Origin of the sequence: Enterococcus sp. E4-150 (assembly GCF_035726465.1) — a bacterium.
In the GTDB taxonomy this organism is placed as follows: Bacteria; Bacillota; Bacilli; order Lactobacillales; family Enterococcaceae; genus Enterococcus_B; species Enterococcus_B faecium.
This window is the reverse complement of record NZ_JAPRGK010000001.1, coordinates 233,940-257,953: the sequence shown is the minus strand read 5'-3', so window position 1 is coordinate 257,953 and position 24,014 is coordinate 233,940. Positions and strand designations below refer to the sequence as shown.

The following is a 24,014-nucleotide window of genomic DNA, read 5'->3' as shown; positions in this document are numbered from 1 at the left end:
TCCTTCCTTTTTCTTGATAGTCTTATTCTAGATTACAGCTTCCATAAAAAAATTGATTCTTATCAAGTTTTACGATTTTTCTTCTTTGCTTTCGTGTCCAAAATACAATAAACGCATCGCGTTAAAGATAACGATCAAGATACTAGCTTCGTGAACGAACATCCCACTAGCCATGTAAATAAACCCGGCAAATAAGCCGATGAGTAAAAATAAGACGACACCAATGGCAATCACTACATTTTCACGGGTATTTAAAACAGTTTTCTTAGCCAAGCGGTAGGCATGAACCAACGATCCAAAACTAGATTGCATCAAGACAACGTCACTCGTTTCGATAGCAACATCCGTTCCTGATCCCATAGCAATCCCGATATCAGCCGCAGCCAAAGAGGGAGAATCATTGATTCCATCTCCAATGAAAGCAACGCGCAATCCTTGTTCTTGGTATTTTTTCACAAATTGAACCTTTTCGTCTGGTAATAATTCAGCATGGACTTCATCAATGCCTAACATATCAGCTACATAATCAGCAGTCATCTGATTATCACCTGTCAGCATCACTAACTGTTTTGCTCCTGCTTGTTTCAACTTAGCTAATTGTTCAGCGACTTCTGGTCGAATCACATCTGACACACCTATGATTTGAGTGATTTTTTTGTCGATTGCTACAATAATGACCGAGCTGCCTGTTTGTTGTAATTGATGTAAATCTTGTACTTGCTTTGGTGTGAGAGAAAGTTTGTGAGCGGCAATCAATTTGGTGTTGCCCGCACAAACTGTATGACCATCAATCTCAGCTGTGATTCCTTGTCCCTTGATTGTCTGATTATCTTTGACTGCTAATTGTTTAAAATCAATGTCTTTCTCCTGAGCATAATGGATCACGGCGCGCCCCAGAGGATGATCGGATAACGTTTCTAATCGAGCCACTAAAGCTAAGCTGTCCCCTTCATTCTCTGTATAGTTCTTGATAGTGGATACAGCAGTAGTTCCTTTGGTCAATGTACCGGTTTTATCAAAGACAAAAGTATTGATTTTGGAAAAAGTATCCATTGCTTCACCGCCTTTGACTAAGATGCCCCGTTTTGCTCCATTACCGATTCCTGCTACATTCGAAACAGGCGCACCAATGACTAAAGCGCCAGGACAACCAAGAACCAAAACAGTGATTGCTAAACGAAAATCACGACTGATCAGACCAACAAGCAACGCAACAAGTAAAACGGTTGGAGTATAATACTGAGAAAATCGATCAATGAATTTTTCCGCATGGGATTTGGTATCTTGTGCTTCTTCTACTAATTCGATAATTTTGGCAAAGGTCGTATCATCTCCGACCTTAGTTGCTTCGATCGTCATATAGCCATCTGCTAAAATCGTTCCAGAGAAGACTTCATCTCCACTGATTTTGACGACTTGTCGTGATTCACCAGTCACTGCGGCTTCATCCGCATAACCTTTTCCGTCAATGACTCGACCGTCCACAGGAATAGCTCCACCAGTTTTTACTAAGACGATATCGCCTTCTTCCACGTCATCGATTTCCACTTCTTCAGTCGTTCCATCTTCTTGGACAACACTAGCAGTCGATGGGGCCATCTCGGTCAAAGCCTTGATTGATTCCCGCGTTTTGGTCAATGTTTTTTGTTCCAGATAGCTACCAAACAAAAACAAGAATGTAACGATAGCTGACTCCTTGTATTCTCCGATCATAAAGGCACCAAGCACAGCAATAGTAACGAGTAAATCAATTGAGATAACTTTGACTTTTACTGCCTGATACGCGTGGATCATAATAGGTATGACCGCAATAACAGAAGCTATGGCTAGAACAATGTTATAGAACAAGACAAATCCAGTAAATTTTCCGATAAAACCAAAAATAATCAACACAGCTGATAAGGCGGTGATATGATTTCGGTGCTCTTGGATCCACTTTTGAAATTTCATCTTTCTCCCTCTTTTCCTTTTCGTTCTTACGAGACTAAGTATAGAGACTTATCCATCATAAAAAATTGACCACTATCAAGTTTAGTCAAAAAGGCGGTTTTCTTTTGGTAGAATATACTACAAAAAATAGTTAGCAAGAAGACTCACTAAAAGTGATCTTGCCAACTATTGTCGTTTCTATCGAAATTTTCATTGAATGATTTTCCTGTACAGCATACATCGGAGATCTATTTCTTTATCTAAGATTTTTATCTTGCTAATTTTTTCCTTTAGTCTTTCAAATCCACGTCGTTCATAGAATTGATACGTACAGCCACTATCTGTAAAAAGGAATATTTCTTTTCCTTTCTCTCTTTTTTCAAATTCTGTTAGCAACTTGGTACCGATGCCTTTTATTTTCAAATCAGGATTTGCAGCTAAAAAAATGATCTCTCCATCTGGTGAATGCTTCTTTAAATATGCTGCAAGCATTTGTTCATTTGCTGTCTCGTAAGCTCCTTTACTTTCTTTAGCAAATATATTTTGTAAAAAATCGAATATCTTAACATATATTTGCTGTCCAAAAGAACGATGTTTCTTTTTTTCTCCTTTTATCTCCGCCAGCAAAACACCTGCCAACTCGTCCTCTGCATACAAAGCAAGAATTTGAGTAGCTCGATTCAACTCCATATACAAAAAATATCTTCCGTAAAGATTCAGCAGAAGTTCATTTTCCATATATCTATCAAAGTTCATTCCTTCAACAGCAAAATAGATAGCTTTTTTGTAATCTTTCTTTTCTAAGGGTTTAAAAGTTAGTTTCATCATTTCGCCTCCACAACTTCAATGATTGTGTTATACTTACATTATAATAGACACAGTGTCTACTATCTATAATCAATCATCTATAAGATTGTCGATTAAGCGACAGCTTTGCTTTGATATGTCGGATAAGGAGATAGGTAAATGAAAAAGACAGATAGACGCGTCAAAAAAACAGAAAAAGCTTTGGCTGAAGCACTATCCACATTATTAGTAAATAAAAAGATTCAAGCAATCACTATATGCGAACTAACAGAAACGGCAGATGTACATCGTTCGACTTTTTATACACATTATAAAGATATCTATGATCTATATGATCAATTAGAAAGCAACTTTTTTCGGGATCTAAATGAAATTCTCTCTTATGATCCAGCCCATAGCTATGAGGAACTATACACTCGCTTGATTGACTATGTTTACGCAAATACTTTTTTATATCACTTATTTATCCTCAACCATGGTGATATTTCGTTTCAGAAGAAGGTTAAACAAGTTATTGAAGAAAACTATCTGAACATATGGCTATATGAAGACAAGAAAACGATTATCACAGAAGAAATGAGATTCTTCACTACGTACCACGTCCAAGGTTGTCTATCTGTTCTCAATCGATGGGTAGAAAGCAATTACAAGTACTCCAAAAAAGAATTATTAGAACTCTTACAGAAACTGAATGATCACATAGAGAAAATCATGCCTTGAATAAAAACATACTAAGCTTAGTTAAGAAGAACCGTAACCTTCTCGTATAACAACTGAATCTTATTTAGCCAAATTGTTTACTGAAGATTTTTTGAGTAAAATTTCTATAATTCCTACTTATTGAAAAGTAGTTTGTAGTGCTGCTTCTCCCTCTCTAAGTGATATATCTTGTTGTACCAATCAAATTCACTTCATCATTAATAAATTACTTTTAGGCTAATTTATTACAACTTATAGGTTGAAGCTGTAACCAATTTATAGTCATATTATATTTTTATCATCCAGTTTATTGAATTCTTCTCGTTTACCTCAATTCATTTTCAAGGGGAATCAACTCATCATCTAACATTTTACGCCATGCTCGCTTCATTTCTTGTGGGTATTTAAATGGTTTCGCTTCTGGATGTTTGGCTTTATATCCTTCGTAATCCTTACTGTTGATAATTGCTTTCATATTAGGAATTGGATCTTCACCTGGCATATATTGCAGATTAGAAGCATGTAATTCTTTCTCAGAAACAAACCACTCATTGGAAAAGGCATGAATCGAATCATCACTTGCTTGTGTAAAATAGCGACGTTTAATGACAAAGATATCTTCATTGCTATCTAGTGTACCTTCATTTCTTTGTGCTTAGATTCAAAGATAATTTCCTCAATAAAGATTTTTGATTCCAGTAAGATTCCTTTACTCCTTTTACAACATAGCGTTGTCCTTTGTTTTGAAACATCTTCTTCCCCTCTTTGCCATTAAAAATAGCCCAATTCTCTATAAAGAAGATTAAGCTTCATTATTATAATATAAAGTTTAAATTTGGTTTATTACTTACTTTTTCTTATTCTCTAGTAAGCTAATATTGAAAAAAATGTAATCAGATCATTATTTTTATATGTTGTAACTTCCTGATAAGAAAACTAATTAAAAGAAAGAGGTAACTACATAAACTAATTAAAAAAGCTAACTTCATAGTTGGAGGATAAATGGAAGAAACTTCAATGATTGTTTCTCCTTGTGTTCCTTCAATCGACACTAGTCCTTCACTATTATCAATCTCTCTTTTTTGTCCATTTACTTTTGCGACTGTCCCCCAATAATCAAATACAGGAAGCGTTATTTTTTGTCCTTTAGATTCATGTACTGTATAGACTATTTTCGAATCCATCACTTGATAAGGCATAGTATGCCATTCCTTGCCAATTCTTACTTCATGATTCTGCAAATGTTCTTTGTATTGTAATGCTTCCGTGGGTGCATAGTCATAAAGTCCTCCGGGAAGGAGTGTCGTGTAACGAATAAGATTTTCTTGATTCATTACCAAGTGATCTCTCTGAGTGACAACTTTATGTTCATAGTTTGCTTTTGTTGCAGCAGATACAGCCAACAGTAATAAAACAATTGTCGTTATATTAACTACTTTTCTTTGCTTAGCTGATGTGCTCTTCATGAAAACGAACGATAAAATCAACGAGCCAAACAGTACTTGAAAGCCTAAGATTCGCCAAGGAAATTGAATCATTTGAATGGGTGTATTTTGTAATAAAGACCATGGAAAAAATTTGGTGGATAAGAGCCAAGAGACTACCGCACTAAGGTAAATCACTTTTTCTTTGCGATTAAATCCTTTAAAAAAGAAGAGTGGACAGATCAAAGAAATAATACCAATGATTCCTACCGTAAAGGTTGTCAGGTCATTATTCATCGCACCAATCAAACTATCCGAGACATTTAATGCTTGGTGTTGTAAGGTCGTTTTATCTGGCTCATTAATCGATTGAACCATGATTTGTCGGAACATCGGATACCAAAAGTATGCTGTTAAAAGAATCGTCATTCCTACTGCCTTTGACAACTCCACAATCAACCGGATGCTTTCTTTTTTTCTTGTTTCACTTACTACAAAGCCACCTAAGACTAGTAAGCCAACGGCTATTACACTCATAAAAGTGGAAAGAACATGTGTATAAATGAGTAAGCTCATACTGACTGCTAATGGAATTGCACATGGCTTTTTCTCATAAATCAGTGCGTAAGCATAATACATAACTATCGGTATAACCGTAAGTGCAATCGCTTCAGCAATAGCAGAACGATGATAAATATCAATCGTACGGTACCCATAAAATGTATATAAACAGCTAAATATAAAAGCCGCATCGATTCTTTTTAAAAATTTTAGTCCATAATGAAACATCAGCATGATAGTACAAACATTCAATAGCCAAACATATAAGATATAACTAACGATTAAATTATTACTTATCCAATAAAAAATGACTGCCGGAAAAAAGGTCAAGTAGGGATAAAAATAATTCACTCCGCTCCCATAATGATTAAACGTCGTAAAATTGATTGGACCAGAAAAAATTGAAGATAACCCTTTGACTCTAGCAAAATGGAAGGCAATATCCCCCGATGTAGAAATAGTATGAACATTTCTAAAATAATTGATTGAATAAAGTCCAGTAATAATTGCTAGGAGAATGGACAATATTATTTTTTTCTTTACTTGCATTACTTAATTATATACTCCTTTCATGGATTGCTTTATCTAGTATAACTTAAATTTTAAATAAATCGTTATTTATTTTTACTCTCACTTAAAAAAGCACTAAAATTATAAGAGAGGGAGGTAATGGTCTGAACAGCAAGAATTGTTCCGACATCGAATTGCTTAACTAATGAGTTCAAAGCTTAATTATGTGGCTCTTATATTTACCGAGCGTGGATTGCTATCTCTTTAGCGAAACAAACATCTTTCATAAAAAAACAGCCATATCCGCTTTCTTGGATATGACTATTTACTACTACTTTACTATCTTTCATTCTTCTTGTCTCACTTATGATAAGGCGCCCCCGCATTGATCCGGAAGGCACGGTAGATTTGCTCGACGAGGATCAGACGCATCAATTGATGTGGATACGTCATTTTGCCAAAAGAGATCTGAGCATTGCTTCTTTTCATGACGGCTTCGCTGAGTCCTAAAGAGCCGCCGATAACAAAAACAAGGTGGCTTTTTCCTTGGATACCTAATTGGTCGATTTGTTTAGCAAAAGATTCGCTTGTGGGATTTTTCCCTTCAATTGCTAAGGCATAGACATATTCTTGTTCTTTGATTTTCGCTAAGATCCGTTCTCCTTCTTTTTCTTTTACTTGTCTCATTTGCGCTTCACTTAAATTCTCCGGGGCTTTTTCGTCAGGAACTTCGATCAATTCGATTTTTGCATAGGCATTCAGCCGTTTGACATACTCATTGATACCTTGGATCAAGTATTTTTCTTTTAATTTTCCTACTGAAATAATTTTGATATTCATGTTTTCTCTCCTTTGGTCTTCATGCTCACTTTGTTTATTATAATCAATTTTTTCGTCTATATGTTTATTTTGGCTATTTTTGTTAAAAAGATTTCCCCAATAGTTATGCACAACATCCACAGGTTTATCCACAGAAAACAGTGTTATTTTACCTTATTTCATCACATTCATTAGGCAAACATACGTTTTATAAGAATTTATCCACTTTATACACAGGCTGTGGATATGTTTTATTCCTTATTTTTCCAATCCTATCCGCGTAGTTTTACACAGTATCTGTGGAAAAAGAAAATCAAATATTTTCATCTGAAAACAATGATTTTTCCTAAAGTTTTTCATAAAAAGTTCACAGTCTCAAAGTAGACTAAAGTCAACAAATAAGACTATACTAACAGTAGATAAATGAATGTAATTGGAGGAGGAACACATGGATAGAAAAAATGTGACACCAAAGATGAAAAAAAATAAAAATAATAGCCTCTGGCGTAAGTTAGGTCTGGGGCTTGTTGGAGGGATCGTTGGAGGACTACTGACAGCTGGCATTTTTTATGCAGCGATGGGCACTGGCAACAATAGTTCTACTGCTACAAGCGGCAATCAGAATTCTGCCGGTGAAACAGTTGTGGAAAATGTCAAAGTCAATGTAGATTCTGATATCACCAAAGCGGTAGATAAAGTTCAAGACGCTGTCGTTTCTGTTATCAACTTACAAAGTCAAAACCAATCAAGCGGTTTTGGCGGACTATTCGGGCAGCAAGAAGAAAGTAGCAGCTCAGATGATAGTAATTTGGAAGCTTATAGTGAAGGAAGCGGCGTGATCTACAAAAAAGATGGAAATACTGCTTATGTAGTCACAAACAACCACGTAGTAGATGGACAGCAAGGTCTAGAAGTCTTGATGAAAGACGGTACGAAGGTAAAAGCTGAATTAGTTGGAACAGATGCTTATTCAGATTTAGCGGTGTTGAAGATCAATTCAGACAAAGTCGAAACAGTTGCCTCTTTTGGTGACTCAAGTGCTCTGAAGGTTGGTGAGCCTGCGATTGCGATTGGTTCCCCACTAGGATCTGAATATGCAAATTCTGTCACTTCAGGAATCATTTCTTCCTTGAACCGACAAGTGACAAGTACGAATGAATCGAACGAAACAGTCAATATCAATGCGATCCAAACAGATGCAGCAATCAACCCTGGAAATTCTGGTGGTCCTTTAGTTAATATCGAAGGACAAGTTATCGGTATCAACTCAAGTAAGATCGCAAGTACTTCTGAATCTACTTCTAATGTAAGCGTAGAAGGAATGGGATTTGCTATTCCAAGTAACGATGTAGTGAATATCATCAATCAACTGGAAAAAGACGGAAAAGTGACACGTCCAGCTCTAGGTATCACAATGGTCGACTTATCTGCTGTCTCTACTCAGCAGCAAGAACAAATCTTGAAGATTCCTTCATCTGTAACTAACGGTGTCATCGTGACAAATGTCCAAACAGCTACACCGGCTGAAAAAGCTGGACTGAAAAAATACGACGTCATTACTAAGATCGATGACAAAGAAGTTTCTTCTGGTGTAGAACTTCAATCTGCTTTGTATAAGAAAAAAGTGGGAGATTCTGTCAAAATCACTTACTATGAAGGCTCAAAAGAAAAAACAACTACTGTTGAATTGACGATCGATCAATCGGCATTAAAACAAAATCAAAATAGTGAAAATTAATAAAAAAGAGGTTGTGACAAAGACTTGTCACAACCTCTTTTTATAAACTATATTTTTCTTGCCAACTCCTCGGTCACAAGTCACAAGATCCAACAAACATGAGAAGCTGTTTTTTGAAATTGCTCCTTGTGACTCAGAGTGAAACGGCAGACTCACAACCTCTTTATTTTGGAAATGCTTCTCCGACTACGGCATCCTCAGGCAATACTAAGATTCCTTTTTTTGCTGGAGCATTTGGCAAATGCAATTCACGAGCGGAACAGATCATTCCATAGCTATCTACCCCTCGCAAAGTTCCTGGCCAGATCATCATTCCATCTGGCATCATAGCTCCTGGTTTTGCAACGACAACTTTTTGTCCAGCTTCGATATTGGGTGCACCGCAAACGATTTGCAATACTGTACCATTGTCTACTTCTGTCTCAGTAATCGATAAATGGTCAGAATCAGGATGTGGGACGCATGTTTTTACGTACCCGACAACGATCTTCGGTTCATGATCAGCTTCAAGCTGTTCTTCGAATCCTGCTTCTTTGATCAATCGATTCAATTTCGCTAATTCTTCATCGGTTAATCTTACTTGGCCGTTCCCTTCGATCGTTAGATGATCGGAGATATGGAAAAAGTTCCAAGCAACAACTTGTCCTTGTTCATCTTTGATCCGAGCAACATTCCATTTGCGTTCAACGGTGTTTTCTGTTCCTTTATCGTCGGCTATGATAACCATCAAGGTGTCTCCGACGTGTGCTTTATTATAAGCAAAAATCATGTTCTTTCCTCCATTATCCTTTGCTGAGATTTATCTTAACAAAAAATTGCATTCACTGCATGAGATTTTTTTCATGCTTTATTTCCGAAGAAGCCTCTTCTGGAACACCATTTATTCGTAACAAGGGACTGTGACAAGACTTTTGTCACAGTCCCTTTACTGTTTTAGTTAATTGATTAAAAAGGTCGTACAAGTTCCACTTGCTTAATTACTTGGCTGTTCTTCTTCGTCAGAAACGATCAAGACATCACAAGGTGAATGACGTATCACGTAGCTGGCTACACTTCCTGTCATAAAGCGTTCGACTGCATTTAGACCTGACTGCCCAACCATGATTAGATCGATTGCATATTTTTTTGGCAATTTGACTGCCATGGATTCACGAACAGAACCATATGCAATAATTCCTTCTATATTTGTGTAATCAACAGATTTCCCATATTCTTTACATTCTTCGATCATTTCCTTGGCTGTTTCAGTTTGCTGATCGACTAGATTTTGATCAATAGGTGCATAGCCCATAAAGTTATAAAATTGCTGATCGATTACGTTTGCTACATATACTTTCCCATTATTACGGCGAGCCACTTCTACCGCTTTTTTGAAAGCAGCAAGTGCTTGTTCACTACCGTCGATACCTACTAAAATGTTCTTATATTCTTGATTCATCTTGACCCCTCCTAACAGATGTCAGCCTTTTGTTACACTTTCTAGGAACGATTCGATTTCCTGTTTTGTTTTACGATCTTTATTCACTAGACGACCTAATTCTTTTCCGTCTTGGATCACGACAAAACTTGGGATACCAAAAATGTTCCATTCAGCGGCTACATCTATGTACTTGTCACGATCTACTTCAATAAATTGCCAATCAGAAAAGTCATTTTCAATTTCAGGCATTTGCGGTTTGATAAAACGGCAGTCTCCGCACCAGCCGGCAGTAAAGAAAAATACACTCTTTCCAGTTTCTACGTAGCCTGCTAATTCTTCTAAACTATTTGGGATAATCATTCTTTGTCCTCTACTTTCTGTTTATGTATTTTTCAATTAAATTATACACCTTTCTTTCGAACTAACAAACATTGATCCTCTTTTTATAAAAAAAATCTGGCAAAAGCAATCTTTTGCCAGATTTTATAGTTTCACTATCGCGTTATTTTCCGTATACAATCGTATTCACTGTTGATTTATCCAAGCCTTTCAGTGTTTGAATCAACATTTCTCGTGCAGCTTCAAAATCGCGAATACTGAACATCGTTTGATGCGTATGGATATAACGTCCCACTACGCCAATCACTGTACTTGGGATTCCTTCGTTTTGTGTATGAGCAGCACCTGCATCTGTACCGCCTTTTGAAACAAAGTATTGATAAGGGATATTGTTTGTTTCAGCGATATCCAGCAAGTACTCGCGCAAACGAGGAAGCATGATCAAACCTGGATCTTGGATACGCATCAATGTACCTTCTCCTAAATGTCCGAATGTGCCATTTTTCGTCACTGTATCATCTGCTGCAGAGCAGTCTACTGCAAAGAACAGATCTGGCTTGAATTTATTGACAGAAGCTTTAGAACCACGCAAGCCTACTTCTTCCTGGACATTCGCGCCTGCAATCAATGTATGACCTAATGTTTCATTTTGCAACGCTTCTAAAGCTTCTAATACCATTGTACAGCCATAGCGGTTGTCCCATGATTTGCTGATGATATTCTTTCCGTTGGCTGTTTTGATCGTTTCAGCGTAAGGAACGATTGTGTCTCCTGGAAGGACACCGTAACTCATTGCCTCTTCTCTTGATTCAAACCCAGCATCGAACAAAATATCGGTTACTTCTACTGATTTTTGTCCGCTTGTTCCTCGCAATAAATGTGGGGGAACGGAAGAAGAAATACATGGATAATTCTTACCAGTAGAGGTTTTAAGTGTAAAACGCTGTGCAGAAACAACGTAAGGATTCCAGCCGCCTAGAGGTACGACTTTAAAAAGCCCGTTTTCTTGGATTTGTGTCAGCATGAATCCGACTTCATCCATATGTGCTGCGACCATTACACGGGGTGCATCCGCTTCTTCATGATGGCGCAGACCAAAAATGCCGCCCAAACCATCTAACTGTAACTCATCTACCAGCGGTTCCATATGACTTTCCATATAAGCGCGAACATCTTGTTCAAAACCGCTTGTTCCTTGTAATTCTGTTAACTCTTTGATTCGTTGAAATGTTTTTTCTTCCATATGCTATTCGTCTAAATTTTAGACTAAACTCCTCTCAGACTTATATTGATCTGCGGATAAAATATGATTTTTTCTGCAGACCGATCGTATTTATTATAGCTTATTTTTTCTGGTAGCGGTTATTTATTTCAAAGAAAATATGAGAGTGTGGTAAAATAAGCATAAGGAGTAACAAGTGAGAAGAAGGAGGTATGTCCACATGTATGAAGAAAGCGAACTAAGCTATTTTAAAGGCGGGTTAGCAGTTGGAATCGGTCTAGGATTATTGAGCGGGGTAGCTTCAACGATTTGGTATCATCGCAAAAAAGTATTGTCAGCAGACCAAGTACTTGAAAATATCAAGTCATCTTTTCTAAAAGAAGGTGCAATCGAAGGTTCTTGGATCTCTTTTGAAAAGGAACCTATTAGGAAATTCGCCGTTCGGTCGAGTGCTTATCGGGGAGGTCTTTCTCGAATAGAAGATGGCGAAACTGTTTATTATGAATTTTTAGCAGATGCTCATACAGGAACCGTATTAGAAATTTCAAGAAAAAAAGGTACAACAGATTAATACGTCAAAAAAGTGAGAGAACGGATACGCACCCACTATTCAAAAGAGAGGTATCATGTCCTTCTTTTGTAGTGGGTGGTTTTTTAGATAGAGCTTTCCAAACATATATTCCAGTATTTTCTTTTTAAATAAATGATATTTAGCGGGAAAAACTAGCATTTCCTTTGATTATGAGGTATTTTTAATTTAGCTTTTGTTTTCTATAGTTAAGGAGAGTGAAAAATGGAACAACAAGAAAAAATTGCTGTTCTGATTCCTTGTTACAATGAGGAAGCAACAATTTCAACAGTCATTGCAGACTTTAAACGAGAATTACCAGAAGCAGATATTTATGTCTATGATAATAATTCGACCGATCGAACATACGAATTGGCCGTTCAAGGTGGAGCAATCGTAAAAAAAGAACCTCGTCAAGGAAAAGGAAATGTGATCCGCCAAATGTTCTTTGATATCGATGCCGACTATTATTTAATGGTAGATGGCGATGATACTTATCCTGCAGAAGCTGTACATGGTTTGCTCGAGAAATTACGTTCTGGTGAAGCAGATATGGTCATTGGTGATCGCCTATCAAATGGAACCTACTTTGATGAGAATAAGAGACCTTTCCACGATTTTGGAAATAACCTTGTTAGAAATACAATTACTAGAATGTATAAAACAAAAATTCTTGATGTCATGACCGGCTATCGAGGATTCAATCGTATCTTTGTCAAAAGTTTTCCTATTATGAGTTCTGGTTTTCAAATCGAAACGGAATTGACGATCCATGCTTTAGATAAAAAATTCAAGTTCGTTGAGATCCCAATCGATTATCGTGATCGTCCTGAAGGCAGCGAATCAAAATTGAATACATTCTCTGACGGATTCAAAGTGATCATGATGATTATTAAAATGTTTAAAGATTATAAGCCTTTGCTTTTCTTTGGGATTTGGACCATCTTCTTCTTTTTATTTGGATTGGTCACGGGGATTCCTGTGATTCGCGAATATATGCTGACAAGCTTTATTACACGCATCCCTTCTGCGATTTTAAGTACTGGATTGATGACTTTAGCACTTCTTTCATTAGTAACAGGGTTGATTTTGGATACAGTCGTCACGAACGCTAAGAAAGAATATGAATTGAATCTATATCATGTTTATCATGAATACCACAGTAGAAAGTAAAAAAAGGATCAAGACTGCAAAAATAATTTGCAATTCTTGATCCTCTTTTTAATTAATTATTTTGCCAAACGATAGATGGCATCTGCATAGATTGCTGTTGCTCTGAACAAGTCATCAAGACTCATAAATTCGTTTGCTTGGTGCATTGTATCAGTATATCCTGGGAACATCGCTCCATAAGCAACGCCACGTTTCAACAAACGTCCGTAAGTTCCGCCACCGATGATTTGTTCGTAGCCTTTTTCTCCAGTGTGGTCTTCATAGACTTGCAATAATGTAGCCACCAATGGATCATCCATTGGTACGTAATGTGGTTCCATTACGCGAGCACCTCGAGTAACTGTTGCGCCTTCTTGCCCCACTGTTTGTTCGATGTCACTTTGCAATCCGTCTACTGTTACACCTTTTGGAAAACGGAAATTCATATTGATGAAGTTCGCTTCCTCTGTACCATTTTCTTCAAAAGCAAATAGTCCAGCATTCATTGTCAATTTGCCCATTTTTTCATCTTCATAAGCGACTCCTAGTTTTTCTCCATAAAAATCTTCATGGACATAAGCAGCTGCTACATGGATAAATTGTTTAGCAGATCCTAGGAATTCATAGTTATCTAAGAACAATGCCAAGAAAGAACCTGCATTGATACCAGATTGTGGGCTTGCACCATGTGCGCCTTTACCAACTAATTCGATTTTTACATACGTATTGTCCGCTTCAATCGTTCCGCTTACTGGATTTGCTTCGATGAATTGGTAAAATGCTTCTTCCATCGCGATAGCTGCATCTGCACTTGGTACTTGAAGTGCTGCAGTTGCTGTTCCTGGCACCATATTTTCGCGAAGTCCGGAAACAAAAGATTTCAAGACATAATCTCCTGCATTGTCGCCTTTGAAGCGTAAAGCTAAAGAAACATTTCCTTTTTCACCATTGATGATTGGGAATTCAGCATCTGGTGAGAAACCAAAATCTGGTTCTTCTTCATGTTCGAAATAATAAGCCATATCGCCCCAGCCGCTTTCTTCATCGCTGCCGACTACGAAGCGAACTTTTTTTGATAGTTTCAAGTCAAGTTCTTTAATGATCTTCATCGCATAGTAAGCTGCCATACTTGGACCTTTGTCATCGCTTGATCCGCGTGCAAAGATCTTTCCATCCTTGATTACTGGTTCATAAGGATCTGTGTCCCAGCCATCTCCTGCAGGAACGACATCCATGTGTCCAAATATCCCTAGCGTTTCGTCTCCTTCGCCAAGATCAATATGCCCTGCATAGTTATCGACATTTTTTACTTTAAATCCATCACGTTCGCCATAAGCTAACATATGTTTCAATGCGTCGCGAGGTCCAGGTCCAAATGGTGCATCTGGTGTTACTTTTGAGTCATCGCGCTCGCTGTTGACACGTAAAAGATTTTTCAAGTCTTCAAGCAAGTCTTCTTTACGTGCTTCTACTTCTTTTTGCCAATCAATTGTCATAAAGTTAATCCTCCACTTATTTAAGTCTTCGTGTTCATAATACCACAAATTACAGAAAAAAATAGTTCAAAAAATCTGACAATTCCTTTTCTTATCTGTTTTTCTCTAAAAAAAATATACGCTATAATGAGTAAAAGGAGGTTTTTCGATGCTGATAAACGAACAACTAGTGAAAAGAGTCATCACACCTCGTCCAAAAATTTCACATAAAGGAACATTTGGACGTATCGTTTTGATTGGCGGCAATGAACAATATGGCGGAGCAATCATTATGAGTGCTTTAGCTGCCGTACACAGTGGAGCGGGTCTCACGACTGTAGTAACTGATGAAAAAAATCGGAGTGCTCTTCACAGTCATCTGCCAGAAGCAATGATTGTAGATTGGACGGATACTGACCAGTTTCTTTCCGTAATAAAGCAAGCAGATGTACTCTTGATTGGTCCCGGATTGGGTACTTCTTCTAAGAGTTTGGAACGTTTCAAACAAGTACTAGAAAACCAATCAAAAGAACAATGGCTGGTGATTGATGGCTCTGCTTTAAGTTTACTTGCTGCTAATCATCTTTTGCTACCCTATCCCGAACAAACTGTACTTACACCTCATCAAATGGAGTGGCAACGGTTGAGTTCTCTACCGATACAAGAACAACGGGATAAAGAAAACAAAAAGAAGCAACAGGAAATCAGTGCTGTGCTCGTTTTGAAAAGTCATGAGACAAAAATTTATGGTCACCAGCACTTCTACACCAATCCTTTAGGTTCTGCTGCTATGGCAACAGGCGGCATGGGTGACACTTTAGCTGGGATGATCACAGGATTTTTAGCCCAGTTTCCTCAAAATGACCAAACGATTGCAGCAGCTGTTTATCTTCATAGTTTCATTGGAGACCAGCTGGCAAAAGAACAATATATTGTTTTGCCGACACAAATCAGCGAAGCACTTCCGAAGTGGATGAATTATTTTTGTAAAAAATCAATGGAAAACGAGGCATGAGTCATGGAGAAATTTACAGGTTATGTGCGAGAACCTTTTTATTATGAAACAGATCAAATGGGGATTATTCATCACAGCAATTATATCCGCTGGTTTGAAGAGGCTCGGGTAGCCTTATTGGTACATCTAGGGTTTCCCTATAAAAAAATCGAAGAATCTGGGATCATCATCCCCGTTCTGGAAGTAAATTGCAGCTATAAAGAAATGATCCATTACGGAGAAAAAGTGAGCATCCATCCAACTATCCAAAAGTATACGGGGACACGGTTGGATTTTAGCTACGAAATTGTGGGAACTGAAGACAAAAAATTAAAAACTACTGGCAGTAGTAAACACTGTTTTTTACTTTCTGATTCGCAGCGATTAGTGAAGCTGAGCAAAGTCAATCCGGAGTTAGATCAGTTATTCCAAGCGTACGCTTCTTTGGATGATGTAAATTCTTAATAAAGACCGTCTAAGCATTTTTCTTGTATTGTGTCGAGTAGTTCGTATAATGAAAAGAAAAAAGCAGGTGATCCCCATGTATGTCGTTAAAGTAATGCACGGTTACATCGATAAAACTGGCTGTCGCACTCGGGAAAAAAACTTAGACAATCTGCTCATTTTCAAAGACAAAAAAGAATCCGAAGCTTTTGCTAAAAGAATCGGCGGTCGTGTCAAACCGATCCAAGAGGTACGACCAGATTGATTCAATATTTTTCTTTTCGAGGCTCTAATAGGCATGCCTATCAGGGCTTTTTTTGCAGACTGTGTTTTTATGCCCACACGATTTGTAAGCGATTTATGTTATAATAGATTATATCTGCATAGAAAGGAAGGTTAAATGGTTATCAATAATTTGCAACAGCAAGCTTATGAATCTATACGTAAACAAATCATTTATTCCGAGTTAGCACCTGGAAGTAAAATCTCCGATAAAGTGTTAGAAGAACAACTAGCTATCGGGCGTACACCGATTCGAGAAGCACTGATCCAACTGCGCAATCAAGAGCTTGTAAAAACCATTCCACAGTCCGGCACTTATGTTTCAAAAATCGATATCCGATCTGCTTCATTAGCCCGTTATACGCGGGAAAAGTTGGAAAAACCGATCCTGCAAGAATGCAGTGCGAAAATGACCAAGCAAGATCAAGCTAAACTAGAAAAAATACTAGAACAAACCGATCAGGCAGTGATCGCTCAAAATAAAAAAGCTTTTTTTGATTTGGATACTGATTTTCACCGAACTTGTTATGAAATTGCTGGAAAACGAGAAATTTGGGATTGGCTAGAAAGTTATAGTACGCACTTGAACCGTTTCAGATGGTTACGTTTGACGATTTCAGAATTAGACTGGGGTCGAGTATTAGATGAACATCAGACAATGCTTCAATCAATGATTGATCATAACTTTGATGAAGTCGGATTTCTTTGCACGATGCATTTACATATGATTATCGAGGAGCAAGAATACGTGATTCATAATTACCCCGATTATTTTGAAGATATTCAGGACAGACCCATCAAATAAGAGGTTTTGGAATCAGCGTTTTGACCTGAGTATTAGAGAAAGAAACGGCAAAATAGTTCCTCATATTTTGCCGTTTTTTTTTGAGCTAATACCGAGGGTCAGCTGATTGCACACCGTTTATTGAGAGGTTGTGAAAAAGCTGCCCTGCATCAAGTAATAAGAACAGCCAAGTAAAAATAGCTTCTTATGTTTTTAACTTGGCTGGACTTATTACCGCAGATGCAAGCTTTTGAACACCGTTTTCCAAGAGGTCGTGAGCCTGCCGTTCATCTCCGAGTCACAAGGAACAATTTCAAAAAACAGCTTCTCATGTTTGTTGAATATTTTGACTTGTGACCGAGGAGTTGGCAGGAGAACACCGTTTAGTGGAGAGGTTGTGAAAAAGCTGCTCTGCATCAAGCAGTAAGAACAATCAGATAAAAATAGCACTCCATATTTTTCATCTGATTGGGCTTAGTGCCGTAGATGCAAGCTTTTGAACACCGTTTGTTCGGAAAAAAAGGACTGTGACACGACTTTTGTCACAGTCTCTTTATTTGTAATCTAAATCATACTCCGTACATCTTTTTTCTATTTCTTTTATTTCTTCTAAGATCCCTTGGCTACGAATTTCATTATATGGCCAAAGTAAGACTGCCTCTAATACATAAGGCGAAAAATCGCTTTGATTCATCTCTTTTGAAAAACTCATCGCTGCTATCTCGCTCAATGCACGAATGTTTGATTGATGTGTATAAAAAGGCAACCGCCACAGCACAATTTTTTCGCTTTGCGTATAAATTCCCTTAACAGAAGCTTCGATGTGGTGAAATAGTTCATGTCCAATAATCAAAGCTTGCGCTGTTTCTTTAGAGATCGAAGCTAGTCCTGAACATTTTAATTTTTCTAACGGCTCCGTCATCAATCGGATCCCTTCATCTTCTGCATAAGTTGCAAAAGTGATTCGTTCGTTTATTTGCTCTGATTCACAGGAAACGATTGGAACAGCCATTTGTTCACAAATTTCTCCTACATCGGCAAAAGGGTACTTTTTTTTGATGCTACATGCCGTTTCGATACCACAATCGATTGATTTTTGTATAAGAATTTTCTGCTTGGACAAAGGAATCTTTTTCCAAAATAAATCTCGCCGAAACTGGTAGAATCCCCAAATTTCTTCGGGGATCTGTTGTAATTCGTTTAGTAACTCTTCTAACTTATGTTTGTTTGATATTTCCGGCAACGACGATCACTTCTTCCTCCGGTTCCATAGTAGATACTTCCAGATCCATCAAAAGCTGTAGTTGTTCCAGATCCGTCGCTGTAAAATCAGAGACTCTTGCTCCTAAGCAGAGATAAAATTCTGGTCGGGCAATCAATTCAGTTTGATAAACTGCCATATCTTCCCAAAGTTGTTCGACAGCTGTCATATAATTGGCTGCAGTTGTTTTCATACATGAAGCATGTCCACGTTGGACCTTGATAAATCCTTTTTGATCGATGATCCGAAGACTTCCAGCATTTTTTGAACGATTCTGTTCGCCGCATACATAAAAGAAAGGTGTATTTTCCAATAAGCAAACTTCATTTTTATTTAATCGCATATCCTCTGCAGCAAGCTCTAGTGCTTCTTCTGTTGTGATCTCCTTGGTTAGATCGGTTGCTTTCACTTCCGTAGAACCAGTAGCGATAGCCGTTACTTTTGAAGTCTGTGGATCGATTTCTACGTGGACTTCGATCGATTCTGGTGTAGCGCCTGATTCAATCGCTTTATTCATCGCTTCATTTTTCAACGATCGTATATCTTCTTTACTTGGCGAAGGGATGATACGTTCTACAACATCTCGGACCATTGCAAGTGCTACACCAATAGAAGAAATCACTTCGGCGTTTTCAGGAATCGAATATTTCACACCCATTTTATTACTAAAGTAAGTAATCAATGAGGCAGCGCCGCCCCCTACACCTACAAGAGAAATCTGATCTTTCTCCAAGTGATACTTGTCTGCCAATTCTAAAATCACCGGTTCAATCTTAGCATAGGATTTTTCCATGATCTGCTCTGCGATGTCTTCAACCGTCGTATGACAATAGTCTGCTAATGCCTGTATGGCTTTTCGTGCAGATGGGACATTTCCATAAGAAAAATGTTCTTCTTGCACTAATCCAAGGACATTGGCTGCACATGTATTTGTAATAGTCACTTCTTCTCCGTCTTCCATCACTACCTTGACGTAATCAGCAGGGTCTCCTTCTTTAGGAGAGAAAAATTCAACCTTAGGACCTTTGATTTTTTCTGTCTCCGTAAATACTGCATAATCTAGACCGGCAATATGTGCAGAACGTGGACCGACATCGATGATTCCTGACTGATTAGCCCGTACCATCGAACCGCCTGCCACACCTAGAACCCGAACATCTAATGAAGAGATATATGTTGGGTGGCCACCTACAATTGAATAATCGATTGCTGGACGTCCATTTTTAATGACCCCGATATTGGTTGTTGTTCCGCCTACTTCAAAATAAACACCATTAGACGCTCTCAAGTACATCAAAGAGCCCATGACTGATGCAGCAGGACCGGAAAGCATGGTTAAAACAGGTCGTTTTTTCATTTCATTGATTTCCATTACTCCGCCGTCTCCGCGCATAATCATCAAAGAAACATTGACCCCTGCTTCTCGTACGGAATCTTCTGTAGAGGTTGCCGTATCTAGCATTTTTGGTAAAATAGATGCATTGATTGCTGCTGTCCGAGTTCTTCTTGTCAATCCATATAATTTCGTAATGTCAGAAGCCATCGTTGTAGGGATCGCTTTCACAGATGCTGCTTCATAAACAACTCGTTTTGGTTCCCCATTATCTACTCCAAATGCCATAGAAGAAACCAAGACCTCCGCTCTTTCTCTTTCTAAAGAAGAAATCGTTTCTGAAACACGGTCTACATTTAAGTGTTTGACAGGTAAGAATGCATTGACAATCTCTATTTTTTTCTTATTCCCTAAATCGATATCGTTCAATCTAGTTTGTCGTTTTGCTAAAAAACCTTCTAATCCACCTTTTGCCATCCCGATTACGCCGACTTTTGCTACGTCTCCTTCAATCAGTGCATTAGTCGCTTGTGTGGTAGAATGTGCAACAAACACAACATCTTCTGGACTGATATTATTTTCCCGCAAACAATTTTGAAAAGACTGAACGACACCTGCGGCTACTCCACGGACATCATCGTGGGTTGTTTTCACTGAAGATTTTCCGATGATTTCGTGCGTCGCATTATCGATTGCGACTGCTTTCGTATGTGTACCGCCAACATCAATTCCCATTCGCACAAAACGTTTCATTTTCTTTTCCTCCATTCATCTAATCGTTTTTATCGACGTTTTGTTTACTAGGCGTTCCCGTACAATAAGAACGTGATCAGGCATAAGATCGCACCGATGATCCAACCAGTTGGGATGGATTTCTTCATATATTCTCGAGAAGTTACTTTTGTATAACCTAATCCCCAAGCAACCCAAGATTGTGTAATATCTAAATGCTGAGGAGCAATCGTTGTGATTGCAAATAACGGGAACAAAAAGGCTGGCGACATCGTTGGATTAACAGCTAACACGACAGCTAAAATAGCTGAGCCTGAACCGACTAGATTCATTGGACCGCGGAAAAATCCTAGTGGTGTCAATATAGCAAATACGATTGCCAAGACTAATGGTGATTGCGGTATCCAATCTCCAAAAATAGCTGAAAAATAAGGAGAAGCATACGCAGCTGAATTATTGAACATCGCTAAGGTCATCAAGAAACCAACCATTGGTGCAACATCGACTGCGCCATCTGTAAATAATTTCGCAAACTGACGACAGATTTCTTTATAACCTCCGCGCAATTTTCCAGTAAACAGCAATGCCCAGATACCTGCTAGAATAAAACCTAAGATGATTGGAAGATCTAAAAGAACGACCCCTAAAACTGGTAGTAAGACGGCTAACCATGAGGTCATTGGTGCGTCGCCACCTTCAGCTGGTACGTTTGCTGCCATTGCATAGCGTTTCTTTTTGTTCATTGATATATTAGCGACCGTTAGTACCACAACTAAGCTTACAATCATCCCAATCATACCAATTTGGAAATAGTCATTATAAGTATAGCTTTCAGCCGCTGGATTGAAACCAGCATAAATCGTTTGATATTGTTTGAAATTGACGATATTAGCAAAGATTCCAGCCATAATCGAGCCCATAAATGAGAACAGTGCAACCGGTACTGAAATACCTAATGACATCAAGATCGGCAACACAATAACTGCAATAGAAATCACTGGTCCGATTCCTGTCATCGACATGAATATAACAGCGGTTACAATACATAGTAAGCTCATCGTGATTCTTGGCTTGTCCCCTCCAAGTTCAACTACCTTTCGAATCAGGGTAGCTGCGATTCCGCTATCTACTAGAACACGCCCGAAAAAGGCACCAAAGAAGACATTTACCAAGATCGATTTGGCGTACTCAGCTGGCCCCGTCGTATAGATATGCGTCAACACATCAATTACTCCTTGCCCTTCCATCGCCGGGTTTGGTGAAAACGTGTTTCCGACTAGCGCTAATCCCATCCATACAGTAGCCATGATGGCAAAGCCGACCATCAAGTTGTAGCCTTTTACACAGTACCAGACCATGAAAAAGAATGAGATAACTAACAAAATACCAATAATAATATCACTCATGTTATTCCTCCGTCCATTTTGTTTTTCTGATAAGCAAACTAATATATCAGTCAAACTCATTCTAACTTATGTAGTTAGCGCTTTCATTAAAGGATGACCATAAATGTTCAGTTTTCAATTAAAAAACCTTAATTATGCTATTTTAGACTTATACGTTATTGTCCTGTTTCATTTGATGGAGGATTGTAAACAAAAAAGAGGAAACACAGAGCATACTTATGTGTATTGAGGGTTGCTCTTTTTCTTTATGAGTTAAAACCATAGCGATGTACTGCTCACCGCATTTCTGTGGACAGCGCATTTTTGCCCTCAGCTACATTCTAATACCGGCAAGCGCTACTTTAGGACTAACCATTTTGGGCGTTTCCTAAATTCAAGCAGATTCTGTAACCAACATTCAACCGCAAACTGCAGCTCTGTTGCTTCGTTCATGAAACTTTCTTCGATACACGATACACAACCTTCATCAAGAGAATACGAACAACCTGTAAGACGCGTACTAAGCGCCTATAGTTCATCAATCCATTTTTAGTCTCTCGAGTAATTTGGGACATTAAGTAATCACTCCTTCTGTAAATTATAAGTGTGAACGTTTTTTCTCTCTGTTTTACCATGACCATTTACACCTTAAATACCGAAACGGTAGTTTGGACTATATAACTTATACAGACAAAAAAAGAGAATTAAAAACTTACCTGTCCTTAGCAACACAGTTCTGACTATACTCCACCGTCCTCTAAGCTCATCAAATTCCCTTCTGGATCACGAAAGTAAGCTATATGAAAAGCTTCTGCACCTTCACCTAATACTTTTTTCCCAACTTCAAACACTACTCCAGCATTGACCATTCTATTGTAATCATCATCAAAGGTTGTGGTATGAAAAGTTGCTGAGAGGGTGTCAGACGAGATCCGATTATCCGAAATAGGATAACCCTCCATTTGTTCAACTACAGCACCTATTTGAAACATCGCAAAAAAGGGAGATTCCTCTTTCTTTGATGCAAAACTTGTATAAGGACCTGATCCATCACCATAGATCGGTACCAGCCCTATTTTTTCCGTATAAAAATCATAACAAGCTTGATAGTCCCCTTTCACTTGTACACACGCTGTAATTCGGTAAACACTCATTTGCTTCCACTCCTTGTTAGCTCTTTTAATTTTCCATAAAAAAGCTTATTTATTCAATACTAACATAGTTAGATTAATCAAGCATCAGATTTTTAACTAGCTGAAATAATCATAACCACTCTTCAAAAGGGTGGTTTGTTTCAGAACTATAAAAAGCCACAATACCGGACAGCGCCTAAAGACGCTGACTTTCACATTTTATGTTCAATCCATACGACCTTGACACTTTTGCCATCCGCATAGCAGGTAATTTTGTGTTTTACTCGCTTTGCGAGCTCAATTAGGTCTTAAAACAATAATAAAAACCCCGCTCAATAAAGGCGGGGTATACGTTGATACGACAACGTTTATTTAATTATTTAGCCAAAGCTTCTTTTGCTTGGTCAGCCAATGCAGTAAATGCTGCTGCATCGTTAACAGCCAAGTCAGCTAACATTTTACGGTTGATGTCGATTTCAGCAACTTTCAAACCGTGCATTAATTTTGAGTAGCTCAAGCCATTCATACGAGCTGCTGCGTTGATACGAGCAATCCACAATTTACGGAAGTCGCGTTTCTTTTGACGACGATCGCGATATGCGTAGTTGTATGAATTCATTACTTGTTCTTTTGCTGTTTTAAATAAAGTGTGTTTTGAACCGTAGTAACCTTTTGCTAATTTTAGCACTCTTTTACGACGTTTACGAGTTACTGTTCCACCTTTAACACGTGCCATGTATAATTCCTCCTAATAAAAATAAATCTTCAGATTCTGTTATTTGTACTTCTTATTTCATTTTTGCTAGTTGTTGGCGAATACGTTTGAAGTCGCCACTAGAAACCATGCTTGCTTTACGCAATTGACGGCGTTGTTTTTTTGTTTTGCCGTGGAAACGGTGACTTGTAAACGCGCGGAAGCGTTTCAATCCGCCTTTACCAGTACGTTTGAAACGTTTTGCTGATCCGCGGTGTGTTTTTTGTTTTGGCATGACTATATTTCCTC

23 protein-coding genes and 1 pseudogene are annotated in these 24,014 nt (G+C 38.1%); 8 read left to right on the top strand and 16 right to left on the bottom strand.

All coding sequences use genetic code 11. From position 1 onward, the window contains the following. Positions 1-69: 69 nt before the first annotated feature. Positions 70-1,950 carry a heavy metal translocating P-type ATPase gene (locus tag OZ002_RS01255; protein ID WP_156249298.1) on the bottom strand — a complete coding sequence of 627 codons (1,881 nt, stop codon included), beginning with the start codon at positions 1,948-1,950 and terminating at the stop codon, positions 70-72. 189 nt (positions 1,951-2,139) lie between these two features. Continuing rightward, the gene (locus OZ002_RS01250; RefSeq protein WP_002338589.1) at positions 2,140-2,754 is read right to left on the bottom strand and encodes a GNAT family N-acetyltransferase; all 615 of its coding nucleotides are present in this window, start codon (positions 2,752-2,754) and stop codon (positions 2,140-2,142) included. 141 nt (positions 2,755-2,895) lie between these two features. Here OZ002_RS01250 and OZ002_RS01245 point away from each other — a divergent pair, with 141 nt between their 5' ends. Next, positions 2,896-3,456 (top strand): TetR/AcrR family transcriptional regulator, encoded by a 561-nt coding sequence (locus OZ002_RS01245; protein WP_325082745.1) that lies wholly within the window; start codon positions 2,896-2,898, stop codon positions 3,454-3,456. 304 nt (positions 3,457-3,760) lie between these two features. On the opposite strand, the pseudogene OZ002_RS01240 reads toward OZ002_RS01245, so the two are convergent. From OZ002_RS01240 to rlmH, 3 genes and pseudogenes are all read right to left on the bottom strand, one after another. Further along, positions 3,761-4,075, bottom strand: a pseudogene (locus OZ002_RS01240) (hypothetical protein); the annotation flags it as partial. Between the two features lie 253 nt (positions 4,076-4,328). After that, positions 4,329-5,969: a hypothetical protein gene (locus OZ002_RS01235; RefSeq protein ID WP_156249299.1), complete on the bottom strand. Its 1,641-nt coding sequence runs from the start codon at positions 5,967-5,969 to the stop codon at positions 4,329-4,331. A gap of 321 nt (positions 5,970-6,290) precedes the next feature. Next, positions 6,291-6,770, bottom strand: a complete 480-nt coding sequence (gene rlmH / locus OZ002_RS01230; RefSeq protein ID WP_002287841.1) for a 23S rRNA (pseudouridine(1915)-N(3))-methyltransferase RlmH — start codon at positions 6,768-6,770, stop codon at positions 6,291-6,293. Between the two features lie 427 nt (positions 6,771-7,197). On the opposite strand from rlmH, the gene OZ002_RS01225 reads away from it, so the two are divergent. Continuing rightward, entirely contained in the window at positions 7,198-8,487 is a 1,290-nt protein-coding gene (locus OZ002_RS01225; protein ID WP_123840096.1) for a S1C family serine protease, read from the top strand. 163 nt (positions 8,488-8,650) lie between these two features. On the opposite strand, the gene ytpR is transcribed toward OZ002_RS01225, so the two are convergent. From ytpR to pepA, 4 genes are all read right to left on the bottom strand, one after another. Beyond that, entirely contained in the window at positions 8,651-9,256 is a 606-nt protein-coding gene (gene ytpR / locus OZ002_RS01220) for a YtpR family tRNA-binding protein (RefSeq protein ID WP_002307443.1), read from the bottom strand. A gap of 204 nt (positions 9,257-9,460) precedes the next feature. After that, positions 9,461-9,925, bottom strand: coding sequence for a universal stress protein (locus tag OZ002_RS01215; protein WP_002325234.1), 465 nt, complete (start codon positions 9,923-9,925; stop codon positions 9,461-9,463). A 21-nt stretch (positions 9,926-9,946) separates the two neighbouring features. Continuing rightward, a complete protein-coding gene (locus OZ002_RS01210) occupies positions 9,947-10,267 on the bottom strand; it encodes a thioredoxin family protein (protein WP_002287837.1) in 321 nt (106 codons plus the stop codon). A gap of 142 nt (positions 10,268-10,409) precedes the next feature. After that, entirely contained in the window at positions 10,410-11,489 is a 1,080-nt protein-coding gene (gene pepA, locus OZ002_RS01205) for a glutamyl aminopeptidase (RefSeq protein ID WP_002294156.1), read from the bottom strand. Positions 11,490-11,688: 199 nt separating this feature from the next. Here pepA and OZ002_RS01200 point away from each other — a divergent pair, with 199 nt between their 5' ends. Together OZ002_RS01200 and OZ002_RS01195 are read left to right on the top strand one after the other, a co-directional pair. Further along, the gene (locus OZ002_RS01200) at positions 11,689-12,039 is read left to right on the top strand and encodes a PepSY domain-containing protein (protein WP_156249223.1); all 351 of its coding nucleotides are present in this window, start codon (positions 11,689-11,691) and stop codon (positions 12,037-12,039) included. Between the two features lie 222 nt (positions 12,040-12,261). Further along, on the top strand, positions 12,262-13,209 hold the full coding sequence (locus OZ002_RS01195) for a glycosyltransferase family 2 protein (protein ID WP_002289860.1): 948 nt from the start codon (positions 12,262-12,264) through the stop codon (positions 13,207-13,209). 56 nt (positions 13,210-13,265) lie between these two features. On the opposite strand, the gene pepV is transcribed toward OZ002_RS01195, so the two are convergent. After that, positions 13,266-14,684, bottom strand: coding sequence for a dipeptidase PepV (gene pepV / locus OZ002_RS01190; protein WP_002294157.1), 1,419 nt, complete (start codon positions 14,682-14,684; stop codon positions 13,266-13,268). Between the two features lie 148 nt (positions 14,685-14,832). On the opposite strand from pepV, the gene OZ002_RS01185 reads away from it, so the two are divergent. From OZ002_RS01185 to OZ002_RS01170, 4 genes are all read left to right on the top strand, one after another. Next, complete coding sequence (locus OZ002_RS01185) at positions 14,833-15,678, top strand: NAD(P)H-hydrate dehydratase (protein ID WP_156249222.1); 846 nt, start codon at positions 14,833-14,835, stop codon at positions 15,676-15,678. A gap of 3 nt (positions 15,679-15,681) precedes the next feature. Continuing rightward, entirely contained in the window at positions 15,682-16,122 is a 441-nt protein-coding gene (locus tag OZ002_RS01180; protein ID WP_002289317.1) for an acyl-CoA thioesterase, read from the top strand. 49 nt (positions 16,123-16,171) lie between these two features. Further along, on the top strand, positions 16,172-16,366 hold the full coding sequence (locus tag OZ002_RS01175; RefSeq protein ID WP_002315615.1) for a hypothetical protein: 195 nt from the start codon (positions 16,172-16,174) through the stop codon (positions 16,364-16,366). A 135-nt stretch (positions 16,367-16,501) separates the two neighbouring features. Next, on the top strand, positions 16,502-17,188 hold the full coding sequence (locus tag OZ002_RS01170; RefSeq protein ID WP_002289316.1) for a GntR family transcriptional regulator: 687 nt from the start codon (positions 16,502-16,504) through the stop codon (positions 17,186-17,188). A 532-nt stretch (positions 17,189-17,720) separates the two neighbouring features. Here OZ002_RS01170 and OZ002_RS01165 read toward each other — a convergent pair. The 6 genes from OZ002_RS01165 to rpmI all read right to left on the bottom strand — a co-directional run bounded on the left by OZ002_RS01165 (position 17,721) and on the right by rpmI (position 24,000). After that, the gene (locus tag OZ002_RS01165) at positions 17,721-18,410 is read right to left on the bottom strand and encodes a hypothetical protein (RefSeq protein WP_002307432.1); all 690 of its coding nucleotides are present in this window, start codon (positions 18,408-18,410) and stop codon (positions 17,721-17,723) included. Beyond that, entirely contained in the window at positions 18,385-20,514 is a 2,130-nt protein-coding gene (locus OZ002_RS01160; RefSeq protein WP_325082741.1) for a hydantoinase/oxoprolinase family protein, read from the bottom strand. The genes OZ002_RS01165 and OZ002_RS01160 overlap by 26 nt, the downstream gene beginning before the upstream one ends. Positions 20,515-20,561: 47 nt before the next feature. Then, positions 20,562-21,899: a citrate transporter gene (locus tag OZ002_RS01155; protein WP_156249221.1), complete on the bottom strand. Its 1,338-nt coding sequence runs from the start codon at positions 21,897-21,899 to the stop codon at positions 20,562-20,564. A 719-nt stretch (positions 21,900-22,618) separates the two neighbouring features. Continuing rightward, complete coding sequence (locus tag OZ002_RS01150; RefSeq protein ID WP_002307426.1) at positions 22,619-23,032, bottom strand: VOC family protein; 414 nt, start codon at positions 23,030-23,032, stop codon at positions 22,619-22,621. A gap of 355 nt (positions 23,033-23,387) precedes the next feature. Further along, positions 23,388-23,747 carry a 50S ribosomal protein L20 gene (rplT, locus tag OZ002_RS01145; protein ID WP_002289310.1) on the bottom strand — a complete coding sequence of 120 codons (360 nt, stop codon included), beginning with the start codon at positions 23,745-23,747 and terminating at the stop codon, positions 23,388-23,390. Between the two features lie 52 nt (positions 23,748-23,799). Then, entirely contained in the window at positions 23,800-24,000 is a 201-nt protein-coding gene (rpmI, locus tag OZ002_RS01140; protein ID WP_002289309.1) for a 50S ribosomal protein L35, read from the bottom strand. Positions 24,001-24,014: the final 14 nt, after the last annotated feature.